At 71.9% G+C, this 23407-nt stretch carries 20 protein-coding genes; 8 read left to right on the forward strand and 12 right to left on the reverse strand.

Going from position 1 to position 23407, the window contains the following annotated elements; all coding sequences use genetic code 11:
• Window positions 1-160 precede the first annotated feature (160 nt).
• Entirely contained in the window at window positions 161-997 is an 837-nt protein-coding gene (locus AB0D49_RS27220; protein ID WP_362762002.1) for an undecaprenyl-diphosphate phosphatase, read from the forward strand.
• Between the two features lie 288 nt (window positions 998-1285).
• On the opposite strand, the gene AB0D49_RS27225 is transcribed toward AB0D49_RS27220, so the two are convergent.
• From AB0D49_RS27225 to AB0D49_RS27235, 3 genes are all read right to left on the reverse strand, one after another.
• Entirely contained in the window at window positions 1286-2374 is a 1089-nt protein-coding gene (locus AB0D49_RS27225) for an extracellular solute-binding protein (protein WP_362762004.1), read from the reverse strand.
• A 274-nt stretch (window positions 2375-2648) separates the two neighbouring features.
• Window positions 2649-3704 carry an esterase-like activity of phytase family protein gene (locus tag AB0D49_RS27230; protein WP_362762006.1) on the reverse strand — a complete coding sequence of 352 codons (1056 nt, stop codon included), beginning with the start codon at window positions 3702-3704 and terminating at the stop codon, window positions 2649-2651.
• Between the two features lie 83 nt (window positions 3705-3787).
• A complete protein-coding gene (locus tag AB0D49_RS27235) occupies window positions 3788-4630 on the reverse strand; it encodes a serine hydrolase (RefSeq protein ID WP_362762008.1) in 843 nt (280 codons plus the stop codon).
• Between the two features lie 199 nt (window positions 4631-4829).
• Here AB0D49_RS27235 and AB0D49_RS27240 point away from each other — a divergent pair, with 199 nt between their 5' ends.
• Window positions 4830-5639, forward strand: coding sequence for an endonuclease (locus AB0D49_RS27240; RefSeq protein ID WP_362762010.1), 810 nt, complete (start codon window positions 4830-4832; stop codon window positions 5637-5639).
• Window positions 5640-5732: 93 nt separating this feature from the next.
• On the opposite strand, the gene AB0D49_RS27245 is transcribed toward AB0D49_RS27240, so the two are convergent.
• The 3 genes from AB0D49_RS27245 to AB0D49_RS27255 are packed head-to-tail and all read right to left on the reverse strand — an operon-like array spanning window position 5733 to window position 9902.
• Window positions 5733-7418: a thiamine pyrophosphate-binding protein gene (locus AB0D49_RS27245; protein WP_362762012.1), complete on the reverse strand. Its 1686-nt coding sequence runs from the start codon at window positions 7416-7418 to the stop codon at window positions 5733-5735.
• Window positions 7415-8383, reverse strand: a complete 969-nt coding sequence (gene speB / locus AB0D49_RS27250; RefSeq protein WP_362762014.1) for an agmatinase — start codon at window positions 8381-8383, stop codon at window positions 7415-7417. The genes AB0D49_RS27245 and speB overlap by 4 nt, the downstream gene beginning before the upstream one ends.
• Window positions 8384-8432: 49 nt before the next feature.
• Window positions 8433-9902, reverse strand: a complete 1470-nt coding sequence (locus AB0D49_RS27255; protein WP_362762016.1) for a sodium:solute symporter — start codon at window positions 9900-9902, stop codon at window positions 8433-8435.
• A 195-nt stretch (window positions 9903-10097) separates the two neighbouring features.
• Here AB0D49_RS27255 and AB0D49_RS27260 point away from each other — a divergent pair, with 195 nt between their 5' ends.
• A complete protein-coding gene (locus AB0D49_RS27260; RefSeq protein ID WP_362762018.1) occupies window positions 10098-11690 on the forward strand; it encodes a PucR family transcriptional regulator in 1593 nt (530 codons plus the stop codon).
• A 323-nt stretch (window positions 11691-12013) separates the two neighbouring features.
• Window positions 12014-12814, forward strand: a complete 801-nt coding sequence (locus AB0D49_RS27265) for a phosphatase (protein ID WP_362762020.1) — start codon at window positions 12014-12016, stop codon at window positions 12812-12814.
• An 11-nt stretch (window positions 12815-12825) separates the two neighbouring features.
• Here AB0D49_RS27265 and AB0D49_RS27270 read toward each other — a convergent pair whose 3' ends face one another.
• The 5 genes from AB0D49_RS27270 to AB0D49_RS27290 form a co-directional block, all read right to left on the reverse strand.
• On the reverse strand, window positions 12826-13806 hold the full coding sequence (locus AB0D49_RS27270) for a cation diffusion facilitator family transporter (RefSeq protein ID WP_362762022.1): 981 nt from the start codon (window positions 13804-13806) through the stop codon (window positions 12826-12828).
• An 11-nt stretch (window positions 13807-13817) separates the two neighbouring features.
• Entirely contained in the window at window positions 13818-14687 is an 870-nt protein-coding gene (gene tesB, locus AB0D49_RS27275; protein WP_362762024.1) for an acyl-CoA thioesterase II, read from the reverse strand.
• Between the two features lie 46 nt (window positions 14688-14733).
• Complete coding sequence (locus AB0D49_RS27280) at window positions 14734-15891, reverse strand: acyl-CoA dehydrogenase family protein (RefSeq protein ID WP_362762026.1); 1158 nt, start codon at window positions 15889-15891, stop codon at window positions 14734-14736.
• A 110-nt stretch (window positions 15892-16001) separates the two neighbouring features.
• Window positions 16002-16457, reverse strand: a complete 456-nt coding sequence (locus AB0D49_RS27285; RefSeq protein WP_362762028.1) for a DUF6415 family natural product biosynthesis protein — start codon at window positions 16455-16457, stop codon at window positions 16002-16004.
• An 11-nt stretch (window positions 16458-16468) separates the two neighbouring features.
• Entirely contained in the window at window positions 16469-16651 is a 183-nt protein-coding gene (locus AB0D49_RS27290) for a hypothetical protein (RefSeq protein WP_362762030.1), read from the reverse strand.
• A gap of 102 nt (window positions 16652-16753) precedes the next feature.
• On the opposite strand from AB0D49_RS27290, the gene AB0D49_RS27295 reads away from it, so the two are divergent.
• Entirely contained in the window at window positions 16754-17995 is a 1242-nt protein-coding gene (locus AB0D49_RS27295) for a helix-turn-helix transcriptional regulator (RefSeq protein ID WP_362762032.1), read from the forward strand.
• A gap of 28 nt (window positions 17996-18023) precedes the next feature.
• Here AB0D49_RS27295 and AB0D49_RS27300 read toward each other — a convergent pair whose 3' ends face one another.
• Window positions 18024-18647, reverse strand: coding sequence for a TetR/AcrR family transcriptional regulator (locus AB0D49_RS27300; RefSeq protein ID WP_362762034.1), 624 nt, complete (start codon window positions 18645-18647; stop codon window positions 18024-18026).
• A 93-nt stretch (window positions 18648-18740) separates the two neighbouring features.
• On the opposite strand from AB0D49_RS27300, the gene AB0D49_RS27305 reads away from it, so the two are divergent.
• The 3 genes from AB0D49_RS27305 to AB0D49_RS27315 are packed head-to-tail and all read left to right on the forward strand — an operon-like array spanning window position 18741 to window position 23394.
• A complete protein-coding gene (locus AB0D49_RS27305) occupies window positions 18741-20357 on the forward strand; it encodes a carboxyl transferase domain-containing protein (protein WP_362762036.1) in 1617 nt (538 codons plus the stop codon).
• Between the two features lie 50 nt (window positions 20358-20407).
• Window positions 20408-22429 carry a biotin carboxylase N-terminal domain-containing protein gene (locus tag AB0D49_RS27310; RefSeq protein WP_362762137.1) on the forward strand — a complete coding sequence of 674 codons (2022 nt, stop codon included), beginning with the start codon at window positions 20408-20410 and terminating at the stop codon, window positions 22427-22429.
• Complete coding sequence (locus AB0D49_RS27315) at window positions 22426-23394, forward strand: hydroxymethylglutaryl-CoA lyase (RefSeq protein WP_362762038.1); 969 nt, start codon at window positions 22426-22428, stop codon at window positions 23392-23394. The genes AB0D49_RS27310 and AB0D49_RS27315 overlap by 4 nt, the downstream gene beginning before the upstream one ends.
• Window positions 23395-23407 lie beyond the last annotated feature (13 nt).

Consider the following 23407-nt stretch of genomic DNA (forward strand, 5'->3'; position numbering starts at 1 on the left):
CCGGGCGGGGCGGATTTCATCCCACCGCAACATTTCTCGGGCGGTCCGTGCCCCCTGCCGATCGTCGGGGGCGGCTCCTGACGGGGGTCGGGTACGGGCGGGCCGGGCGGGTCCCTAGGCTCCTGGTGTTCTTGGTACGTGTGGGGAAGACGAGGGCTGCGTGAACATATTCGAGGCGGTATTCCTGGGGGCGGTCGAGGGGCTCACCGAGTTCCTGCCGGTGTCCAGTACCGGGCATCTGACGATTCTGGAGCGGCTGCTCGGCCACTCCCCGGACGATCCCGACATCACGGCCTTCACGGCGATCATCCAGATCGGCGCAGTCCTGGCGACCATCATCTATCTCCGCAAGGACATCGCGCGGCTGATCACGGCGTGGGTACGCGGACTCACCCGGCGTGAGGCCCGCCGGGAGCCGGACTACAAGTTCGCCTGGGCGGTGATCATCGGCTCGATCCCGATCGGGATCGTCGCGCTGATCTTCAAGGACCACATCGAGACGACCCTGCGCACGCTGTACGTCGTCTCCATCGCGCTGATCCTGTGGTCCGGGGTGATGTGGTTCGCGGACCGCCGGGCCACGCAGACGCGCGGTGAGGGGGACGTGACCTGGAAGGACACCCTGATCATCGGCCTGGTGCAGTGCATGGCGCTGATCCCGGGCGTCTCGCGGTCGGGTGCGACGACGTCGACGGGTCTGCTGCGCGGCCTCGACCGGGTGACGGTGACCCGGCTGTCGTTCATGCTGTCGATCCCGGCGCTGGCGGGCGCGGCGGTGCTCCAGACGGTGACCGAGTTCGACGCGATCTCCAACGGCGTGGGCTGGCCCGCGACGATCACGGCGACGGTGGTGAGCTTCGTCGTCGGGTACGCGGCGGTGGCATGGCTGCTGCGGTTCATCGCGCACCACAGCTACAGCGTGTTCATCTGGTACCGGGTCGTGGTGGGCGTGGTGATCCTGGTGCTGCTGACGACGGGGGTCGTCCCGGCGACCTGAGTCGAGGCGGACCTGCGGGAGAACGGCAGGGCCTGCGGGAGAACAAAAGTCGGGGGACAGAAGTCGGAGGACAGAAGCCGGGGAACAGAGGTCGGGGAACAGAAGAAATGAGGGCCGTCCGAGGAAACCTGGACGGCCCTCACGCTTTCCCGGGAAATACGGCGCGGCAATTCACCACCGCCCCACCTTCCCGGGAAACGCGGCGCAGGAAATCACCACCGCCTCACCTTCCCAGGAAACGCGGCCCGGAATTCATCACCACCCCGCGCCGCGATATCACCCGCTCCGTCAGGGGGCGACGAACGTCCTGATCACCGCACGGTAGCGCTCGACCTCCTCGCGGTCGCGCAGGAATTCCCGGAAAGCGGTCCGTGAGGTGTTGTACGCGGTGATGGGCCGCCAGCCGCCGGGGGGCGTCACATCGCGGCGGGCCGGCCACTGCGGGCCGAGGCCCTGCCGTTCGGCGCTCAGTTGCCAGGCGAGGTACAGCTTGGCCGCCGCCGGGTTCGCCGCCCGGCGCAGGATCGCCGCCGTCTGCGGCCAGCTCATGAACGCGTCGGTCCGCGGCACGACATAGCGCAGGGACTGGCCCGTGACGGGGGCGAGCGGGGCGAGATGGGCGAGGGAGACCGTGCGCTGGCCGCTGTTCAGCGCCGCCGCGGTGGCACCCGCGTTGGCGACGACCAGGGGGCGCTGCGCCATGAGCCGCTCCAGATAGCCCAGCCCGTGCTTCTGGGTGATCAGGTAGAACGCGAAAAGGACGGCGTCCTCGGCGGTGGGGTCCGGGAACACGATCTTGTCGAGGAACGCGGGCGCCAGGAAGTCGGTGGCGTCCCCGGGCGCCTCGGCGGCGCCGACCAGGGCGCTGTTGACGGTACGGCCGAAGGAGCGGACGTTGATCCCGATATAGGTGTCGTCAGGGTCCCGGTACCCCGGGAACACCTTCGTCGCGCCCGGCGGACGGTAGGGCAGAAGGGCGTTGGCCGCCTTCCAGTGGTCGAAGTCGTACAGCGTCTGGAGCTGGACCACGTCGGGCTCCAGGCCGCCGAGCGCCAGTTGCCGGTTGACCAGGGCGGCCTGGACGGGGCTGTAGCGGACGGTGAAGGTGGCGTCGGTGCCGGGGAAGGCGGCGAGGAACGCGGCGCGGGTCGCGGCCTCCTGGTTGGGGTTGCTGCCCCCGGCCCAGACGACCAGCCGACCGCCCTCGTCGAGCGCGTCCTGGTAGAGCGCCTGGAGATGCTGAGCGGAGTCGGCGGGCGCCGCGAACGCGCTCTTCTGCGCGAATGCCGTGGCGCCAGCGGCTATCGCGCCGACCGCCCCGAATTTGAGGATGTTACGTCGCCCGAATCCATGCGACACCGAATCAGGAGCGTTCAAGGCACTCTCCGTAAGCTCTCATTGTGCGGCCCTTGGGAATGGCAGCGTCATGCGTTGACATGACGACACTGCCACAGCGGTGGGCGCCGGAAAGCCGACGACAGGAGTTTGATAGACGGCTGAAAGCCGACGACAGGAGTTCGACAGCGAACCGGCCTCGCTCACCGACGGGCATTCCGGAACCGATACCCGTCCGGGGGGGGATTTCCCCACTCGCACGAAAGCCCCGGTGCGCGGCCGGGGCTGTCGGGGCGAGGTGCCGGTGTCGAAGGGGTCAGTGGCCGCCGGGACGGACCGTGAGCCGGTAGAACCGCGTGATCTGGTTCACGCTCTGGTTGTCGTCGCTGGCGAGGACCACGTCGAGGCGTCCGCCGTGCTTCCCGGTGACCGCCATCGCCTCGATGTTGTCGAGGAGCGGGTTGGGCTGCGGCTGGCGGGCGGTGGCGCCGAGGTCGGGGCAGTCGACCAGGTCGGCGAGGAGCGTCTTGGCGGCGGTCCGTACGCCGGGCTGCCCGGTGAGGTACGCGACGCCACTGGTGTCGGTGGCCCGGCGCGGGTCGGCGAGGTAGAGGCGGACGGTGTTGCCGTACCCGGCGGTGTAGCCGCGCTCCAGGACGAGGAGGCGGCCGTCGGCGAGGGCGGTGATCTCGGGGACGCCGAGCCCGGCGTCGGTCCGGTAGGCGTACTGGGCGCCCAGGGCGAAGCCGCCCCGCGCGTCGCGCCGCCAGGTCTGGAAGCGGACGGTGCCGGGGCTGTCGCCGCTGAGCGCGTACTCCATGGCGGCGGTGAGGGTACGGCCGTCCGGGCGCAGGGTGAGCCCCTCGAAGGTGCCGTTGCTGACGGCCCGGCCGGCGGGGGCGACCCGCAGGGCGTCCGGCACGGCGAGGCGGCCGAGGATCTCGCCGCCCGGGGAGTAGCGGCGTACGGCGGGCTCGCCCTCGGTGGAGACCAGGTAGGTGCCGTCGCGGTCCACGACCAGGCCCTCGGAGTCGAGCGCGGCGCCGTTCTCGTCGGCGAGCGGGGTGACGGCGCGGGGCTGGAGGGTGCGGCCGTCCAGGGAGAAGAGGGCGGAGCGGTCGGAGAGGGCGGCGAGCGTGCCGCGCCGGTCGACGGCGAGCGCGGAGAGGTTGCCGACGAAGGTGCCCTCGAAGGTCGTCTCGTCGAGGGCGTCGGAGAAGCCCTGGATGGTGACGGCGGGCGAGCACTCGTTCCTGGCGGCCGCGGTGGCGGGCCCGGCGGCCGTCAGACACGTGGCGGCGGCCACGCCCGCGGTGAGCGTGGCCAGTGCGGTGCGTACGGTACGTACGGTGTGTGCGGTTCTGGGGCGCATGGCCGCACGGTAGGACGAGCGGGTGTCCGGGGGTGGGACATCCCGTGAAGGGATGGCCGGTCAGGGCCGCGAGTTGGCCAATTTCAGCTGGCGGCCAGATCCTTGTGGACGGCCTTGGCGACGCCCTGGATGGTGGCGATCCCGTAGTTCATGGTGCTGTTGCCATGGGTGAGCACGGTGATCGAGTAGTCGTGGCCGCGTCCCTTGAACGTGCCGACGCTGTGTACCCGCCAGCCGTGGGTGGAGCGCTGGAGCCAGCCGTTCTTGACGGCGACGGTGACGCCGGACGGCACACCGTAGGGGGTGCCCCACTTCTGGGAGGCGACGACCTTGCCCATGAGCTTGGTGATGTAGGCGCGCGCGTTGTCGCTGAGGACGCTGTTCTTGGCGGTGATCAGCTTCAGCAGCTTCTGCTCGTCGGTGACGGTGATCTGGGTGAGACCCCAGTAGCCGTTGGCGCCGGGCTTGGTCTGGGTCATCTTGGCGGCGGTCAGGAAGCCCTTGATCTTGGTGAGCCCGAGCTGCCGCCACAGGGTGGAGGTCGCGGCGTTGTCGGACTTGGTGATCATGGCGGTGGCGAGCTGGGTCTCGCGGGTGGTGAGGTACCGGTTGGTCTTCTTCGCGTCCCAGAGCAGCGCGGCGAGGACGGTGACCTTGACGACGCTGGCGGAGTCGTAGGCACTGGACGCGCGGAGCGTGCACGTGGTGTTGGTGGAGCGGTCGTAGACCCCGACGGCCACCGTGCCCGCGCGGTTGGCGAGGGCGGCGGTGATGTCCTTCTTGAGCTTGGCGGCGAGGCCCGCCTTGGCGGAGGTGCAGGCGACGGTGGGCGCTGCGGCGGCCGACGCGGGGGTGATGGCGGCCACGCTGGCGACGAGGACGCCGCCGGCGACCCATCGCGCGCTTCTGGATATCCCGAAAGTCATGCCCGCTATGACTCGCGGACCGGTGGGAACGGTTGTACGTCATGGCCAAAGCTGGCCGTTCCGTTACCGGAGCGGACAGGTCCGTGACACCCGACACACAACAGTCACCCCATGGACACCCTTCCTTCATCATGTCCATGTCACGCTCGGAGCACCCTCTCGTCAACCCGCGTAGAACGCCCGCGAGAACGGACACCCCATGCCCGTGACGCACCTCCGCCGCCGCCCGGTCGCCCTCGCCACGGCGGCCGTCCTGCTGACCCTGGCAGTCCCCGCCCTGTCGGCACCCCCCGCCACCGCGGCAACCACCACCACCGCCGCCTACGACGACACCTACTACGCCACCGCGATCGGCAAGACCGGCCCGGCCCTGAAGTCCGCGCTGAACACGATCATCAGCAGGCAGACGAAGATCTCCTACTCGGCCGTCTGGGAGGCCCTGAAGGTCACCGACCAGGACCCCCGCAACAGCGCCAACGTGGTCCTGCTCTACTCCGGCATCTCCCGCTCGAAGTCGTCCAACGGCGGCAGCACGGGCCAGTGGAACCGGGAGCACGTCTGGGCCCAGTCGCACGGCAACTTCGGCACCGCGACCGGCCCCGGCACCGATCTGCACCATCTGCGCCCGGAGGACGTCCAGGTCAACTCGGTACGCGGCAACAAGGACTTCGACAACGGCGGCGCCCCCTTCACCAACAGCGGCGGCAGCCTGACCGACTCCAACTCCTTCGAGCCCCGCGACGCCGTCAAGGGCGATGTGGCCCGCATGATCCTCTACATGGCGGTCCGCTACGAGGGCACCGACGGCTGGCCGAACCTGGAGCCCAACGACACGGTCAGCAACGGCAGCGTCCCCTACCACGGCCGCCTCACGGTCCTGAAGCAGTGGAACGACGAGGACCCCCCGGACACCACGGAAAAGCGCCGCAACGACCTGATCTACACGAACTACCAGAACAACCGGAACCCGTTCATCGACCATCCGGAGTGGGTGGAGGCGATCTGGTAGACGCGTGACGGCCGCACCCCGGTCGGGATGCGGCCGTCATCACGCGAGGCGGGGTGACGGGGGCTCCCCCGTCACCCGGAGCGATACCCCCCGTCACCCCAGATGCGTAGCCGCGAACATCCGCAGTACCGCCGGAAGCACCACCACCGACGGACCAGGTGTCGTCAGGGCAGCGCGCAGGTCCGTCTCCAGGGTTTCCGGGGTCGTGTGGACGCCGGGGACGCCGAAGGACTGGGCGAGGGCCGCGTAGTCCGGGCGGGTCAGTTCCGTCGCCGTGGCCTCGCCGAAGGCGTCGGTCATGTACTCGCGGAGGATGCCGTAGCCGCCGTCGTCGACGATCAGCCAGGTCACCGGGAGGTCGTACTGGCGGGCCGTGGCCAGTTCGGCGATGGAGTAGAGGGCGCCGCCGTCGCCGGAGACGGCCAGGACCGGGCGGGACGGGTCGGCCGCCGCCGCGCCGAGAGCCGCCGGGAAGCCGTAGCCGAGGCCGCCCGCGCCCTGCGCGGAGTGCATGGCGTTGGTGGCGCGCGGGTCGAAGGCGGACCAGGCCCAGTACGCCAGGATCGTCATGTCCCAGAAGGACGGGGAGGTGTCCGGGAGGGCCGCGCGGACCGACGCGAGGACCTTCTGCTCCAGGGTCAGGTCCTGGGCGGTGATGCGGGCGGCGATCTTCTCCAGCGTCACGCGGACGCGGTCCCTCGCCGTGTCGTCCTTGCGCTCCTCCACCGTCTCCAGGAGGGCCTGGAGGGCGAGGCGGGCGTCGGCGTGGATGCCGAGGGCCGGGTGGTTGGACTCCAGTTTGCCGAGGTCCGCCTCGATCTGGATCACCCGGCCGCGGGGCTTGAAGGTGTGGTAGTTCGAGGAGAGTTCACCGAGGCCCGAGCCGACGACCAGGAGGACGTCGGCGTCCTCCAGGAGGTCGGTCATGTGGCGGTCCTCCAGCCAGGACTGGAGGGAGAGGTCGTGGTCCCAGGGGAACGCGCCCTTGCCGCCGAACGTGGTCACCACGGGCGCGTCCAGCTTCTCCGCGAGGGCGAGGAGCTTGCCGGAGGCGTCCGCGCGGACCACTCCGCCGCCCGCGATGACCGCGGGGCGCTCGGCCGCCGAGAGGAGCGCCGCCGCGACCGCCGTCAGCTCCACCCGGGGGACCAGGTCCTCCGGGGTCGCGTCCACGCCGGTCACCACCGGGAGGGACGTCTCGGCGAGGAGTACGTCCTGCGGGATCTCCACCCATACCGGGCCGTGCGGGGCGGTCAGCGCCGAACGCCACGCCTCGGCGAGGGCCGACGGTATCTGGGACGCCGTACGGACCTGGTGGACGGACTTGACCACGCCCCGGAAGGACGCCGCCTGGTCGGGGAGTTCGTGCAGATAGCCGTGGCGTCCGCCGCCCAGGCCCGCCACCGGGATCTGGCTGCTGATCGCGACGACCGGCGCGGAGGCCGCCCGTGCCTCCTGGAGCGCGGCCAGCGAGGTCAGCGCGCCGGGGCCGGTGGAGAGGAGCAGAGGGGCCGCCTCGCCGGTCACCCGGCCGTACGCGTCCGCCGCGAACCCCGCGTTGTTCTCCACCCGCAGACCGACGTACCGCAGAGCGCTGCGGCGCAGCGCGTCGAACATGCCGAGCGCGTGCTGTCCGGGCAGCCCGAAGACGGTCGTCGCGCCGAGCCCGGACAGGGTCTCCACGACCAGGTCACCGCCGTTGCGGCCGGGCGGCGGGTTCAGTGCGCTGGCGGTCTGCGCCTCGGTCGGACGGAGCACCAGGTCGTGGTCGTGAGTCACTTCGCGCGGGCCTCGGCAATCTGACGGGACATGATCGTGGTGAGTTCGTACGCCGTGTGGGACGCGGCGACCGAGGTGATCTCGGCGTGGTCGTAGGCCGGCGCGACCTCGACCACGTCCGCCGACACCAGGTTGCACGATGCCAGACCGCGCAGGATCTCCAGCAGTTCGCGGGAGGTCATGCCGCCCGCCTCGGGCGTGCCGGTGCCGGGCGCGTGGGCCGGGTCGAGGCAGTCGATGTCGATGGAGATGTACAGCGGGCGGTCGCCGATGCGCTGGCGGAGCTGGTCGGCGATCTCGTCGGCTCCCCGGCGGTAGACGTCCGCGGAGGTGACGATGCCGAAGCCCATCTTCTCGTCGTCGGTCAGGTCCTGCTTGCCGTACAGCGGGCCGCGGGTGCCGACGTGGGAGAGCGCGGAGGTGTCGAGGATGCCCTCCTCGACCGCGCGCCGGAACGGGGTGCCGTGGGTGTACTCGGCGCCGAAGTAGGTGTCCCAGGTGTCGAGGTGGGCGTCGAAGTGCAGCAGCGCGACCGGGCCGTGCCTGCGGGCGACCGAGCGCAGCAGCGGCAGCGCGATGGTGTGGTCGCCGCCCAGCGTCATCAGCCGGGCGCCGGTGCCGAGCAGGTCGTCCGCCGCCGCCTCGATGGTCTCGACGGCCTCGTGGATGTTGAACGGGTTGACCGCGATGTCCCCGCCGTCCGCGACCTGCGCGAGCGCGAAGGGGGAGGCGTCCTGGGCGGGGTTGTAGGGGCGCAGCAACCGGGACGCCTCGCGGATGGCGTTGCCGCCGAAGCGGGCGCCCGGCCGGTAGGAGACGCCCGAGTCGAACGGCACGCCCACGACGGCGACATCGGCGGTGCCGACCTCGTCGAGGCGGGGCAGCCGGGCGAAGGTGGCGGGCCCGGCGTACCGGGGAATCCGGGAGGAGTCGACGGGGCCGCGGGGCGTCTCGCTGCTGCTCATAATGGGTTTGCCTACTTTCACTCTGCCTTATGGCATTTGTTCTATGACTCTACTGCGGGGCCGGTACCGGCTCGGCGTCCGGCTCGGGCGCCCGCCCGGCCAGCCGCTCCCGCCAGGCCGCCAGCACGGCCGCGTCGGTGGGCGGGGTGGCGAGCGAGACGATCACATAGGCGGCCAGCGAGGCGAGCAGCCCGTAGTAGATCGGCTCGTTGGCGAGGATGCCGAAGGTCGCCATCAGGACGACCACGGAGACACCGCCGACGGCGACGCCCGCGAGCGCGCCCTGCACGGTGCCGCGCTTCCACAGCAGCCCGCCGAGGATCGGCACCAGCAACCCGCCGACCAGCAGGTTGTACGCCACGGTCAGCGCCTCGACGACATTGTTGAGCGCGATCGCCGCGAGGATCACGGCGACGCCCATGACGAGGATGAAGACCCGGTTGCCCTTCACCTCGTCGTGCGGCTCGCCGGCCGCGGCCTGTGGTCTGACCAGGCCGCGCAGCCGCGACCAGATGTCGTTGTTGGCGACGGTCGCGCAGGCGATCAGCGCGCCGGAGGAGGTCGACATCACGGCGGCGAGCGCGGCGGCCAGCACCAACCCCCGCACCCCCATGGGGAGTTCGTCCTTGACGATGGTGGCGAAGGCGTCGTCCGGGGAGGCCAGGTCGGGGTACATCACCTTGGCCGCGGTCCCGATGACGGCACCGGCGATGGCGTACGCCAGACAGTAGGTACCGGCGATGGCGCCGCCCCACTTGGCGGTCTTGTCGCTGCGCGCGGTGAACACCCGCTGCCAGATGTCCTGCCCGATCAACATGCCGAAGCTGTAGATCAGGACGTACGTGAAGATGGTCTCGCCGCCGATGCCCAGCGGGTCGAAGTACTCCGTCGGCAGCTGCGCCTTCATCTCGGCGAAGCCGCCCGCCTTGACGACCGCGATGGGCAGCAGGAGCAGCAGCACACCGATGGTCTTCACCACGAACTGCACCATGTCGGTGAGCGTGATCGACCACATCCCGCCGAGCGTGGAGTAGGCGACGACGATGGAGCCGCCGAGGACGATCGCGAGGGTGCGGTTGACGTCGAAGAGGACGTTGAAGATCGTGGCGTAGGCGATGGTCGAGGTGACCGCGAGCATCAGGGTGTACGCCCACATGACCACACCGGAGATGACCCCGGCCCGTCCGCCGTAGCGCAGGTCGAGCATCTCGGAGACGGTGTAGACCTTCAGCCGGGAGATCCGCGCCGAGAAGAAGATCGACAGGGCGAGCAGCCCGAACCCGATGGTGAGCACCAGCCACGCGCCGGACAGCCCGTACTGGTAGCCGAGACCGACACCGCCGATGGTGGAGGCACCGCCGAGCACGATCGCCGCCATGGTCCCGGAGTACATGGCGGGGCCGAGGCGGCGGCCCGCGACCAGGAACTCGCTCTTGGACTTGGCGCGGCGCATACCCCACCAGCCCATGGCGAGCATGCCGCCGAGATAGACGACGATCACGATGTAGTCGACGGCCATAGGGCCCTCCTTCGCGCACCTCGGGTGGCGTGTCGTGCAGATGGGGACGTGGTCCGCGGTGGCCGCCGCGGGGACATACGCCCGTACCCGCGGACCCGGCACCGCCGGTCTGGACCGACCTTAGGTGGCCGGAAAGCGGCTGCGAAGTGTACGTTTCATCCATTCCGGCGAAACGAGGTGGAGGAAACGCACACCATGCCCGACCAGGTCACACCACCGGCATCACCGGCATCACCGGCACCATCGCCGGCGGCGCTGCCCGTCCCGCCCACTCCGCCCGTCCCGCTCTCCGCGCTGCTGGCCCGCGAAGACCTCGCGCTGCGGCAGATCGCGGGCCCGGACGCGTCCGGTGTGGTGATCCACGGCGCGCACACCTCGGAGATGTCCGACCCGTACCCCTACCTGCTCGGCGGTGAGCTGCTGCTGACGGCGGGCGTGCACATCACGGAGGCGGCCGGTTCGGGCACCTACTTCGACGACTACGTGGCCCGGGTCGCCCAGGCGGGCGGGGCGGCCGTCGGCTTCGGGGTGGCGCCGGTCCACGACACGGTACCCCGGGCGCTGGTCGCGGCCTGCGACCGCCATGGGATGCCGCTGCTGGAGGTGCCGCCGCCGACCACGTTCGCGGCGGTGGGCCGCGCGGTCTGGCAGCTGATGGCCCGGGTGCGCCACGCGGAGCTGCGCCGGGTGAGCGAGGCCCAGCAGAGCCTGGCCGCGGCGGCGGCCCGCCCCGACCCGGTGCCGTCCGTGCTGCGCCAGCTCGCCCAGCGGATCGGCGGCCGGGCGGTGCTGTACGGGCCGGAGGGCCGGGAGATCGCGGGCGCGGGCGCCGCGCCGGGCGAGCCGGTGACCGAGGCGCGCGCGGCCGCCACACCGGGCGCCCCTGTGACCCCTGTGACCCCTGTGACCCCCGTGACCGAGGCGCTGACCCGGCTGACCCGGGTGGTCACGGGCCGCACCTCCACCACCGCCACCGACACCGCCGACGGCGTCCACCTCACGGCGTACGCCCTCGGCTCCGGCCAGGGCTTCGCCCTCGGACTGGCGTCCCGGCGCCGCGACCCCGCCGACCACGCCATCGCCTCACTGGCGGCGGTCCTGCTGACCCTGCTGACCGGCGAGCACCAGAGCGGTACGGCGGCCACCCGCTCCGCCGCGCTGGTCCGGCTGCTGCTGGGCGCCCCCGTCCCCGAGGTGGCCCCGCTGCTCACGGACGGCACCGGGGACGCCCCCTGGCTGGTGGTGCACGCCCGCCCCACGGCCCGCCCCGCCGACCCGATGGGCGCCTCCGGCCTGGGCGCGGCACTCGGCTCCCCGCTGACCGATCTGACCGACCCGGCCGACGGTGTCGTACGGGTCCTGCTGCCCCCGGCGCGCGAGCCGCTGCCCCAGCCGGGCTGGACCCTCGGGGTGAGCGCCCCCGCCGCGCCCGCCGACTGGCCCGCCGCCGACACCCAGGCGGCCCGCGCACTGGCCCGCGCGCGGGCCACCCGCGCGCCCCTGGTCCGGCACGGCGCACGCCCCGCGCTGGCCGAGCTGATCACCGAGGACGAGGCGACCGCGCACGCCCACGCGCTGCTGGCGCCGCTCGCCGACAGCCCCGCCCTGACCGACACCCTGCGCACCTGGCTGTCCCTGCACGGCAGCTGGGACCGCACGGCGGTCGCCCTGTCCGTGCACCGCAACACGGTCCGCCAGCGCATCACCCGCTGCGCGACCCTCCTGGCGGCGGACCTGGACGACCCGGACGTACGGATGGAGCTGTGGTTCGCCCTGCGGCGGGCGTGACCGGGTGCCGCGGGTCCTGGAGCGCGGAACGCCGGGAACGGTGACGCGGGTCCCGGCGCGCGGAACGCCGGGGACGGGAGAGGCGGGCCCCGGCGCACGGAACGGCCGGGGACGGGTGACGCGGGCCCCGGCACGCGCGACGCCGCGCACAGGTAAGGCGGCGGGTCGCGGCACGCGGAACGCCGGAGACGGTGACGCGGGTCCGAGCGCACGGAACCGTGGCGGCACTGGAGACACAGGAGATACACGGGAGACAGGTGACGCGGGTCCCAGCCTGCAAAACGCCCGGGACGGGCGGGGGGACGTGGCCCACAATGGGAGCCATGCCGATACCCGGGACTCCGCCACCCAGCCGCGCCGAACTCGTCGACCATCTCGTCAAGACCCGTATCGCCGGCGAGGTCGCCACGCCGCGTGAGAACAATCTCTCCCACTACCGTCAGCTCGCCAACGGCGTCCGCAACTTCTGGCTCGGTCTGGAGCTGGGCGACCGCTGGACCGACGAGCAGGACGTGCTCGCGGTGATGGCCGAGCGGGTCGGTGTGGTGGACGACCCGGAGCACCGGCACGGCCAGGACACCATCGACCCCGATCTGACGGTGGCCGCGCTGGACCGGATGGCGGCCCGGCTGCGCAAGGCGGCGGCGGGCGAGCAGCGGGTGCTGTTCGCCACCGGCCACCCGGGCGGGCTGCTGGATGTGCACCGGGCGACGGCCGCCGCGCTGCGCGCCGCAGGCTGCGACATCGTCGTCATCCCGGACGGCCTCCAGACGGAGGAGGGGTACGTCATGCAGTTCGCGGACGTGGCGATGCTGGAGCACGGGGCGACGCTGTGGCACACCCACTCCGGGGAGCCGATGAAGGCGATCCTTACCGCGCTGGAGCGCGACGGCCGCCCGCTGCCCGACCTGGTGGTCGCCGACCACGGCTGGGCCGGGTACGCGGGCCAGCACGGGGTGGACTCGGTGGGCTACGCGGACTGCAACGACCCGGCGCTGTTCCTCGCCGAGTCGGAGGGCACGGTCCAGGTGGTGGTACCGCTGGACGACCATGTGGTCAGCCCCCGGTACTACGACCCGATGACGGCGTACCTGCTGTCGGAGGCGGGCCTGAGCGGGAACTAGGGCCAGCCCCCTCACGGCCAGGGGTTGAGCCCCTCGTCACGCCGCTGCGCGTACCCCGGTGTCGGGTCGAGATAGACCCGCCCGATGCCGGGGAACGCGGCCCGCAGCCGCGCCTCGGCGCTCTCGCAGGCCCACTCGACCTGCGCGGCGGTCGCCACGTCCCGGAAGTCGACCTTGGCGGCGATCAGCACCTGCCGGGGCCCCTGGACGAGGGTGGTCAGCTCCAGTACGGCTTCGATGTCCTCGACGGCGAGCAGTTCGGCCCGGACGCGCTCACGCATCGGCGCGGGCAGGGCGCGCCCGATGAGGAGTTCGGCGTTGGAGCGGCCGAGCACCCAGGCCACCCAGAGCAGCAGCGAGCCGATGAGCAGGGACGCGACGCCGTCGAAGACACCGGAGCCGGTGAGCTGGCCGCCGAGCAGCCCGCCCGCGGCCAGCAGCAGCCCGGCGAGGGCGGCGGTGTCCTCCAGGACGACGGCCTTCACGGCGGTGTCGGGGGTGTGCCGCAGATAGCGCCGGAAGGGCGTGTCCAGCCGGGCGGCCTCACCGCGCGCCTGCCGCACCCCCGTACGCAGGGAGTAGCCCTCCAGCAGGAAGGCGACCCCCAGCACGATGTACGAGACGAGGGGGTCGCCGGGCTCCTCGCCGACGACGAGGGTGTGGACGCCGTCGTAGAAGGAGAAGACGGCGCCGCCGACGAAGGTGGCGACGGCGGCGAGCAGCGCCCAGATGTACCGCTCGGCGCCATGGCCGAGGGGATGGTCCTCGGTGGCCGGTCTCACCCCGCGTTTCAGGGCGACCAGCAGCATCAGCTCGGTGACGGTGTCGGCGACGGAGTGGGCCGCCTCGGAGAGCATCGCGCTGGAGCCGCTGATCACCCCGGCGACGGCCTTGGCGACGGCGATGCCGAGATTGGCCCCGGCGGCGACGAGCACGGTGGCGACGCTCTCGCCGCCGGAGGGGTCGTCTGAGAAGTCGGGAACGTCGGCCATGCGCCCCAGTGTCACCGAGGGACGCGGACCACGCCCTCCTGGATGACGGAGACGGCGAGTCGGCCGTCGCGGGTGTAGATCCGCCCCTGGCCGAGCCCGCGCCCGGCGGCGGCCGACGGCGACTCCTGGTCGTAGAGCAGCCATTCGTCGGCGCGGAAGGGCCGGTGGAACCACATGGCGTGGTCGAGGGAGGCCCCGACGACATCGCCGACGGCCCAGCCGCCCCGGCCGTGGGCGAGCAGCACGGAGTCGAGCAGCGTCATGTCGGAGACGTAGGTCGCGAGAACGACATGCAGCAGCGGGTCGTCGTCGGCGAGCTTGCCGTTGGCGCGGAACCAGACCTGGGAGTGCGGCGGACGGGGCTCGCCGAAGCGGCCGTACGGCGGTTCGTCGACGTACCGCAGATCGACGGCGTCGCGCGCGTCGAGCATGTGCTCGACCACCCGGGGGTGGAGATGGCCGTAGCCGCGCAGCCGCTCCTCGCCGGTGGGGAGGGTCTCCGGGTCGGGTGCCGGGGGCATGGCGGCCTGGTGGTCGAGCCCGTCCTCGTAGGTCTGGAAGGACGCGGAGAGGGCGAAGATCGGCTGGCCGTGCTGGACGGCGACGACCCGGCGGGTGGTGAAGGAGCGTCCGTCGCGCATCCGCTCGACGGTGTAGACGATGGGGGCGCCCGGGTCGCCGGTGCGCAGGAAGTAGGCGTGCAGGGAGTGCGGGAGACGCTCGGCGGGGACCGTGCGGCCCGCGGCGACCATCGCCTGGGCGGCCACCTGTCCGCCGAAGACCCGGGGGACGACGGCGGAGCGGGACTGGCCGCGGAATATGTCCTCCTCGATCTGCTCCAGGTCGAGCAGATCGAGAAGGGACTGAAGTGCCTGGCTCATGAGCCAGTTGTACCGTGCATGGTTCTGGCCGCGGGGAGCGCGGTCATTACAGTCCCATGTCCTTGGCGATGATCGTCTTCATGATCTCGCTGGTGCCGCCGTAGATCCGGTTGACCCGGTTGTCGGCGTAGAGGCGGGCGATGGGGTACTCGTTCATATAGCCGTAGCCGCCGTGCAGCTGGAGGCAGCGGTCGATGACACGGTGGGCGACCTCGGTGCAGAACAGCTTGGCGCTGGCGGCCTCGGCGGCGGTCAGCTCCCCGGCGTCGAGGGCTTCGAGCGCCCGGTCGGCGACGGCCTCGGCGGCATCCACCTCGGCCTGGCAGGCGGCCAGCTCGAACTTGGTGTTCTGGAAGTGGGCGACGGGCTTACCGAAGACGGTCCGCTCCTGCACGTACTGCTTCGCGAACCGGACGGCGGCCTTGGCCTGCGCGTAGGCACCGAAGGCGATGCCCCAGCGCTCGGAGGGCAGATTGGCACCGAGATAGGAGAACCCCTTGTTCTCCTCCCCCATCAGATCCTCCACCGGCACCTTCACATCGACGAACGCCAGCTCGGCGGTGTCGGAGGTGCGCAGCCCGAGCTTGTCCAGCTTGCGGCCGATGGAGTAGCCCTCGGACTTCGTGTCGACGGCGAAGAGCGAGATCCCGTGCCGCCGGTCCTCGGCGGTGGCGGGCGCGGTACGGGCGCAGACGATGACCCGGTCGGCGTGGACCCCGCCGGTGATGAAGGTCTTGGACCCGTTCAGCACATAGTGCGTGCCGTCCTCCGACAGCTTGGCGGTGGTCTTCATGCCCGCGAGGTCGGAGCCGGTGCCGGGCTCGGTCATCGCGATGGCCCACATCTCCTCGGCGGAGACGAACTTGGGCAGATACCGCTTCTTCTGCTCATCACTGGCGAGCATCTTGATGTACGGCAGAGCGAGCAGCACATGCACACCGGAGCCGCCGAAGGTGACCCCGGCACGGGCGGTCTCCTCGTACTGCACCGCCTCGAACTTGTGGCTGTCGAGCCCGGCACCGCCGTACTCCTCCGGGACGTTGATCCCGAAGAGCCCGAGTTCGGCGAGCTGCTGGTAGAACTCCCGGGGTGCCTGGCCGGCGGCGAACCACTCGTCGTAGACGGGCACGACCTCGGCCTCGATGAAGGCGCGGAGGGTCTCCCGGAACGCCTCATGATCCTCGTTGAACACCGTACGACGCACGCCGCCTCCTCCTGCCGGATGGGTACCGGGTATCTAAGCGCTTGCTCACTTCGTACGGTACCGGCGAGTAGGTACGACGTCCAGCCCACCCACCCACCCGTCTCGCTCACTCAGATCCGCCCCCTCTCCCTCCGGTAGGCGGCGAGCAACCCCTCCCGCACCCCACACACCCCCCGCCCCTCCACCCCGCACCGCACACACCCCCCGAGGTGCCGCATCAGCCGCCGGTACGCCACATACTCCGGCCACTCACTCCCCTCCTTCAGCCGGTCCCGGTGGTCGCAGAGCAGCCACAGCAGCCGGGCGAGGCGTCGCGCGTGGAACACGGCACCGTGGGCCCCCGGCCCGGCGAGCAGCCGCCCCTCCGTCTCCTTGAGACAGGCGAGCGCGCAGTAGCGGGTGACGCTGGCGGGGTCGGCGTCCTGGGCGAGCCGTTCGACCTCGGGCATGAGGAGGGCGAGGTGGTGGCGGAGGGTCTCGGTGAGGGCGGCGGTCTCGGCGGGGCCGGGCGGGAGGACGTCGGGGGCGGCGTCCGGGTCGAGCAGGGTACGGGCGGTGCGCCGCATGGGGTCGAGGTTCACCGGGCGGCGCGGTGGAGGGGGCAGGCGCAGGGCGGGAGGGCGGTGCCGAGGAGGTGGGCCGGGGGTTCATAGCCGACGGGGACGACGACGGTGGCCCGGGGCGGGCGGATCACCTCCCCGTGCCGGTTCACGGTGTAGACCTCGATGGTCATCTTCACGTCGGACGGGCGGCTGGCCATGGGGGGGCTCCTGGAGAGCTGGACGGCAACTGGCCAAGACCCTTTCGGTGCCCGTCCTTTGCTCCCATCCCACCGGCTTATAGACCCCCCTATATTTGGCCTATGGGTGATTCCCGCATCAATCTCTGGTCCCACCCGACCCTCGCGGCGGCCGTCGTGAACAGGGACTGGGGCGCGGTCTTCCGGACGTACCGCCGGCTCACCGGGACGAGCCAGACCAAGCTCGGGGAGCGGGTCGGGTTGATGCAGCCGGAGGTGTCCGACATCGAGCGCGGACGGCGACGGGTGGCATCGGTGGAGGTGCGTCAGCGCATCGCGGCGGGGCTCGGCATCCCCCCGCACCTCCTGGAGACGGTCGCGCACTCGTCTCCCGTTCCCTCCCTCGCCTTCTCCGGTCCCGGTCCCGACGAAGACCTGCTGACCCGGGTGAACGGGGTGGTCCACGGCGGACGCCGGGTGGACGCACCCACCCTCGACTGGCTTGAGCGGCTGCTCGCCGAACACCGCCGGGCAGAGGACGAGATCGGCTCCCGCCCCCTCATCGGCCTCATGCAACACCAGTTACGGGACGTCGTGGACCTCTACGCGAGCGCACGCGGCCCCCTGGCCGACCGGGTCGTACGGCTCGCCTCGGAGCACGCCCAGTTCCTGGGCTGGATGGCCGGGGACCAGGGAGCGGACGCCGCCTCGCTCGCCTGGTACGACCGCAGCCACGAGTGGGCCCTCGAAGCGGGGGACATGAACATGGCCGCGACCACCCTCAGCATGAAATCGCACATGGCCTGGTCCAAGGGCAACGGAAACCGCACCATCCGGCTCGCCGACGCCGCCCGCTGGGCCACGCCGGACACCTCGCTCGGCGTCCGGGGGATGGCCACCCAGATGGCCGCCCGGGGCCACGCCCTCCACGGCGACGGCGACATCGCCGAACAGTTGCTGGACGAGGCACAGAGCCTCATCGGCCGCGCGGCGGAGCGTCCCGAGGACGAACCGCCCTGGATGTACTTCTACGGCGAGACCTGGTTCCTCCTCCAGCGGGGCATGGCCTCGATGCATGTGCGCGACTGGCAGACGGCTGTGTCCCACCTCAGCACCGGTCTGGCCGCCCTCCCGGACGACTACCGCCGCGACAAGGCATGGTTCCGCGCCTGTCTCGCCCATGCCCTCGCGGGCACCGGGGAGGCCGAGCAGGCACTCACCACGGCCCTGACGAGCGTCCCCGACGCCGCGACCGTAGGCCGCCCGCACACCTGGAACGAACTCCACATCACCGCCGCCGCCCTCCTCCGCCGGGGCGCGCCCCAAGGACGGCACCTCGCCACCGTCCTCAGGGACCACGACTGACCTGGCCCCTCCCCGGAGGGACCCGGCGTCACCCGAAAGGGGCCTCCCCGTCGATGGAGCCCCCGGCCGCCTCGAACGCCCCCTTCGCCATCCTGCGGAGCAGCTCCGCCGTGGTCGAGCGGCCCGGCAGGGAGCCTCGGCGGCCGAGGTGGGGGGTGGAGTTGAGCAGGCCGAAGACGGAGTGGACGGCGGAACGGGCGGCCGGTTCCGGGAGGGCCGGGTAGAGGTCACGGACCACCGTCACCCACAGCTCGACGTACTGCCGCTGGAGCTGGCGGACCAGCTTGCGGTCGCTGTCGCGCAGGCGGTCCAGCTCGCGGTCATGGAGAGTGATCAGGGGGCGGTCGTCCAGGGCGAAGTCGATATGGCCCTCGATGAGCGCGTCGAGGAGCCTCTCCGGCGGGCAGTCCGCGCCCGCCTCCGCCACGCGGTGCTTCGCGCCGGTGAGGAGCCGGCCGCTGATGCCGACCAGCAGCTCGGCGAGCATCGCGTCCTTGCCGGGGAAGTGCCGGTAGAGGCCGGGGCCGCTGATCCCGACGGCGGCGCCTATCTCGTCCACGCCGACGCCGTGGAAGCCGCGCTCGGCGAACAGCCGGGCGGCCTCCTTGAGGATCTGCTCTCGGCGGGTGGGGGCGTCGGTTCTGGTGGCCATGACGGCAATTGTAGACAGGGAGGTTAGCGGTCGTTAACCTGAGTGACATACGTTAACGGTCATTAACCCTGGACAAGGTGAGGGGCCCCCGGGATGGATCAGGCACCGGAGCTGTCGAGCGCGGCGGACCCCGCGTCGGCGGCGTTCCGCGCCAACGAGGCGGCACAGCGCGCGCTGGTGGCGGAGTTGCAGGGCAAGCTGGCGGCGGCCCGGCTCGGCGGCGGGGAGCGGGCGCGGGCGCGGCACACCGCGCGGGGCAAGCTGCTGCCGAGGGACCGGGTGGACACGCTGCTGGACCCGGGCTCGCCGTTCCTGGAGCTGGCCCCGCTCGCGGCGGACGGGATGTACGAGGGACAGGCCCCGGCGGCGGGGGTGATCGCCGGGATCGGGCGGGTCAGCGGGCGCGCGTGCGTGGTCGTCGCCAATGACGCCACCGTCAAGGGTGGGACGTACTACCCCATGACGGTGAAGAAGCATCTGCGCGCGCAGGAGGTCGCCCTCGACAACCGGCTGCCCTGTGTGTACCTGGTGGACTCCGGCGGGGCCTTTCTGCCGATGCAGGACGAGGTCTTCCCCGACCGGGACCACTTCGGGCGGATCTTCTTCAACCAGGCCCGTATGTCCGCCGCCGGGATTCCGCAGATCGCGGCGGTCATGGGATCGTGCACGGCGGGCGGCGCGTATGTGCCCGCCATGAGCGACGAGGCCGTGATCGTAAGGAATCAGGGGACGATCTTCCTGGGCGGCCCCCCGCTGGTGAAGGCGGCGACCGGCGAAGTGGTCACCGCCGAGGAGCTGGGCGGCGGGGACGTCCACGCGCGGGTGTCCGGCGTCACCGACCACCTCGCGGAGAACGACGCGCACGCCCTGCGGATCGTCCGGGACATCGTGGCGACCGTGCCCGCGCGGGGCCCGCTGCCCTGGGAGGTCGCCCCGGCCGTCGAACCCAAGGTCGACCCGTACGGGCTGTACGGGGCGGTGCCCGCCGATCCGCGCACGCCCTACGACGTGCGGGAGATCATCGCCCGGATCACCGACGGCTCCCGCTTCGCCGAGTTCAAGGCCGAGTTCGGGCAGACCCTGGTCACCGGCTTCACCCGGATCCACGGGCACCCGGTCGGGATCGTCGCCAACAACGGCATCCTGTTCTCCGAGTCCGCCCAGAAGGGCGCCCACTTCATCGAGCTGTGCGACCAGCGCGGCATCCCGCTCGTCTTCCTCCAGAACATCTCCGGGTTCATGGTCGGCAAGGACTACGAGGCCGGGGGCATCGCCAAGCACGGGGCGAAGATGGTCACCGCCGTCGCCACCACCCGCGTCCCCAAGCTGACGGTCGTCGTCGGCGGCTCCTACGGCGCCGGGAACTACTCGATGTGCGGCCGGGCCTACTCCCCCCGCTTCCTGTGGATGTGGCCCGGCGCCAAGATCTCCGTGATGGGCGGCGAACAGGCCGCCTCGGTCCTCGCCACCGTCAAGCGGGACCAGCTGGAGGCACGCGGCGAGTCCTGGCCGGCGGAGGACGAGGACGCCTTCAAAGCCCCGGTCCGCGCCCAGTACGAGCGTCAGGGCAGCGCCTACTACGCCACCGCCCGGCTCTGGGACGACGGGGTCATCGACCCCCTGGAGACCCGCCAGGTGCTCGGCCTGGCCCTGACCGCGTGCGCCCACGCGCCCCTGGGCGAGCCCCAGTTCGGCGTCTTCCGGATGTGAGGGGACCCATCACCGTGCCCACGACACCGTTCACGACGGACGCGCCGCGCATGTTCGACACCGTCCTCGTCGCCAACCGCGGCGAGATCGCCGTCCGTGTCATCCGCACCCTGCGCGCCCTCGGCGTCCGCTCGGTCGCCGTGTACTCCGACGCCGACGCGGACGCCCGCCATGTGCGCGAGGCCGACACCGCGGTCCGGATCGGCCCCGCGCCCGCCACCGAGAGCTATCTGTCCATCGACCGCATCCTGGAGGCCGCCGCCCGCACCGGCGCCCAGGCCGTCCATCCCGGCTACGGCTTCCTCGCCGAGAACGCCGCCTTCGCGCGCGCCTGCGCCGCCGCCGGGCTCGCCTTCGTCGGACCGCCCGCCGAGGCCATCGCCCTGATGGGCGACAAGATCCGCGCCAAGGAGACGGTGAGCGCGGCCAGCGTCCCCGTGGTCCCCGGCGGCCGTGACCCGGACCTCGCCGAGGCGGCCCGCGCGCTCGGCGCCCCCGTGCTGCTCAAGCCCAGCGCGGGCGGCGGCGGCAAGGGTATGCGCCTGGTCCGCGACCTCACCGCGCTGGACGACGAGATCGCCGCCGCCCGCCGCGAGGCCGCCGCCTCCTTCGGCGACGACACACTCCTGGTCGAACGCTGGATCGACCGGCCCCGGCACATCGAGATCCAGATCCTCGCCGACGCCCACGGCCAGGTGGTGCACCTCGGTGAGCGCGAGTGCTCCCTCCAGCGCCGCCATCAGAAGGTGATCGAGGAGGCGCCCAGCGTCCTGCTGGACGCGGCGACCCGCGCGGCGATGGGCGAGGCGGCCGTCCAGGCGGCCCGCTCCTGCGGCTATGTCGGCGCGGGCACGGTCGAGTTCATCGTCCCCGGCGGCGACCCGTCCGCGTACTGCTTCATGGAGATGAACACCCGGCTCCAGGTGGAGCACCCGGTGACCGAACTCGTCACCGGACTCGACCTGGTGGAGTGGCAGCTCCGGGTGGCCGCCGGGGAGCCGCTGCCGTTCGGCCAGGACGACATCACGCTCACCGGACACGCGGTCGAGGCCCGGATCTGCGCCGAGGACCCGGCGCGCGGCTTCCTCCCCACCGGCGGCACGGTCCTGCTGCTGGACGAGCCGCAGGGGGACGGCGTCCGCACCGACTCCGGGCTGAGCGAGGGCGTCGCGGTCGGCAGCCTGTACGACCCGATGCTCTCCAAGGTCATCGCCTACGGCCCGGACCGGCCGACGGCACTGCGCAGACTCCGGGCCGCCCTGGCGGCCACGGTCACGCTGGGGGTGACCACCAACGCCGGGTTCCTGCGGCGGCTGCTCGCCCATCCGGCGGTGATGGCGGGCGACCTGGACACCGGCCTGGTGGAGCGCGTGGTGGACGACCTGCTCGCCCCCGGCGTCCCGGAGGAGGTGTATGAGGCGGCGGCGGCCGTCCGGCTGGACGCACTGCGCCCCGACACCGGGAGCTGGGTCGACCCGTTCGCGGTGCCGAGCGGCTGGCGCCTCGGCGGTACGCCGCGGCCGGTGGCGTTCCCGCTGCGGGTGACCGAGCCCGTCGTCCACGCCCCGCGCGGCACCCACTCCGTCACCGCCGACCAGGTCTCGGTCACCCTGGACGGACTGCGCCACACCTTCCACCGCGCCGGTGACTGGCTCGGCCGGGACGGCGACGCCTGGCAGGTCCGCGACCACGACCCGGTGGCCGCCTCCCTCCAGGGCGCCGCCCGCTCCGGCGCCGACTCCCTGACCGCCCCCATGCCCGGCACGGTGACGGTGGTGAAGGTCGCCGTCGGGGACGAGGTCACCGCCGGTCAGAGCCTGCTGGTGGTGGAGGCGATGAAGATGGAGCACGTGATCTCCGCCCCGCACGCGGGCACGGTCGCCGAGCTGGACGTGACGCCCGGCGCCACGGTCGCGATGGACCAGGTCCTCGCGGTGATCACACCGGTGCCGGACGCTCCGGAGGCTCCGCAGGAGACCCCGGCACAGGAGACCCCGGCGCAGGAGACCTCCGCACAGGAGACCCCCGCGCAGAAGACCTCCGCGCAGAAGACCCCGGAGGGCACCCCATGACGACACCCCCGCTCCCCATGGTCGTCCCCGCCACCGACCTCCCCGCCCGGATCCGTATCCACGAGGTCGGTGCCCGCGACGGCCTCCAGAACGAGAAGGCGACCGTCCCCACGGAGGTCAAGGCGGAGTTCGTGCACCGCCTCGCCGACGCCGGACTCACCACCATCGAGGCCACCAGCTTCGTCCACCCCAAGTGGGTGCCCCAGCTCGCCGACGCCGAGGAGCTGTACCCCCGGCTCGGCGACCTCAAGGGCGTACACCTGCCCGTCCTGGTACCCAACCAGCGTGGCCTTGACCGCGCCCTCGCCCTGGGCGCCCACCGCGTCGCCGTCTTCGCCAGCGCCACCGAGTCCTTCGCCCGCGCCAACCTCAACCGGTCCCTGGACGAGTCCCTCGCCGTGTTCGACCCGGTGGTCCGGCGCGCGAAGGAGGCGGGCGCACATGTCCGCGGCTATGTGTCGATGTGCTTCGGCGACCCCTGGGAGGGCGCCGTCCCCCTCCACCAGGTCGCCCGGGTGTGCACGGCCCTGCGGGACATGGGCTGCGACGAACTGAGCCTCGGCGACACCATCGGCGTGGCCACCCCGGGCCATGTCCTCGAACTCCTCTCCCTGCTCAACGAGGAAGGCGTGCCGACCAATGTGCTCGGTGTGCACTTCCACGACACCTACGGCCAGGCGCTCGCGAACACCTACGCGGCCCTGGAACACGGCGTGACCACCGTCGACGCCTCCGCGGGCGGCCTCGGCGGCTGCCCGTACGCCAAGTCGGCCACCGGCAATCTCGCCACCGAGGACCTCGTCTGGATGCTCCAGGGCCTCGGTATCGAGACCGGGGTCGACCTCGGCCGGCTCACCGCCACCAGCGTGTGGATGGCCGAACAACTGGGCCGCCCCAGCCCGTCCCGTACCGTCCGCGCCCTCTCCCACCAGGAGCAGCAGGAGCGCCCGGAGCACCAGGAGTAACAGGAGTGACGAC

Origin of the sequence: Streptomyces sp. NPDC048290, from assembly GCF_040652095.1 — a bacterium.
Taxonomy (GTDB): Bacteria; Actinomycetota; Actinomycetes; order Streptomycetales; family Streptomycetaceae; genus Streptomyces.

Excerpts from the sequence above, each read along its gene's own strand:
- AB0D49_RS27230 (WP_362762006.1), bottom strand. The coding sequence starts at position 3,704 with ATGCGCCCCAGAACCGCACACACCGTACGTACCGTACGCACCGCACTG.
- AB0D49_RS27235 (WP_362762008.1), bottom strand. The coding sequence starts at position 4,630 with ATGACTTTCGGGATATCCAGAAGCGCGCGATGGGTCGCCGGCGGCGTC.
- AB0D49_RS27240 (WP_362762010.1), top strand. The coding sequence starts at position 4,830 with ATGCCCGTGACGCACCTCCGCCGCCGCCCGGTCGCCCTCGCCACGGCG.
- speB (WP_362762014.1), bottom strand. The coding sequence starts at position 8,383 with ATGAGCAGCAGCGAGACGCCCCGCGGCCCCGTCGACTCCTCCCGGATT.
- AB0D49_RS27255 (WP_362762016.1), bottom strand. The coding sequence starts at position 9,902 with ATGGCCGTCGACTACATCGTGATCGTCGTCTATCTCGGCGGCATGCTC.
- AB0D49_RS27260 (WP_362762018.1), top strand. The coding sequence starts at position 10,098 with ATGCCCGACCAGGTCACACCACCGGCATCACCGGCATCACCGGCACCA.
- AB0D49_RS27265 (WP_362762020.1), top strand. The coding sequence starts at position 12,014 with ATGCCGATACCCGGGACTCCGCCACCCAGCCGCGCCGAACTCGTCGAC.
- AB0D49_RS27270 (WP_362762022.1), bottom strand. The coding sequence starts at position 13,806 with ATGGCCGACGTTCCCGACTTCTCAGACGACCCCTCCGGCGGCGAGAGC.
- tesB (WP_362762024.1), bottom strand. The coding sequence starts at position 14,687 with ATGAGCCAGGCACTTCAGTCCCTTCTCGATCTGCTCGACCTGGAGCAG.
- AB0D49_RS27285 (WP_362762028.1), bottom strand. The coding sequence starts at position 16,457 with ATGCGGCGCACCGCCCGTACCCTGCTCGACCCGGACGCCGCCCCCGAC.
- AB0D49_RS27290 (WP_362762030.1), bottom strand. The coding sequence starts at position 16,651 with ATGGCCAGCCGCCCGTCCGACGTGAAGATGACCATCGAGGTCTACACC.
- AB0D49_RS27295 (WP_362762032.1), top strand. The coding sequence starts at position 16,754 with ATGGGTGATTCCCGCATCAATCTCTGGTCCCACCCGACCCTCGCGGCG.
- AB0D49_RS27300 (WP_362762034.1), bottom strand. The coding sequence starts at position 18,647 with ATGGCCACCAGAACCGACGCCCCCACCCGCCGAGAGCAGATCCTCAAG.
- AB0D49_RS27305 (WP_362762036.1), top strand. The coding sequence starts at position 18,741 with ATGGATCAGGCACCGGAGCTGTCGAGCGCGGCGGACCCCGCGTCGGCG.
- AB0D49_RS27310 (WP_362762137.1), top strand. The coding sequence starts at position 20,408 with ATGTTCGACACCGTCCTCGTCGCCAACCGCGGCGAGATCGCCGTCCGT.
- AB0D49_RS27315 (WP_362762038.1), top strand. The coding sequence starts at position 22,426 with ATGACGACACCCCCGCTCCCCATGGTCGTCCCCGCCACCGACCTCCCC.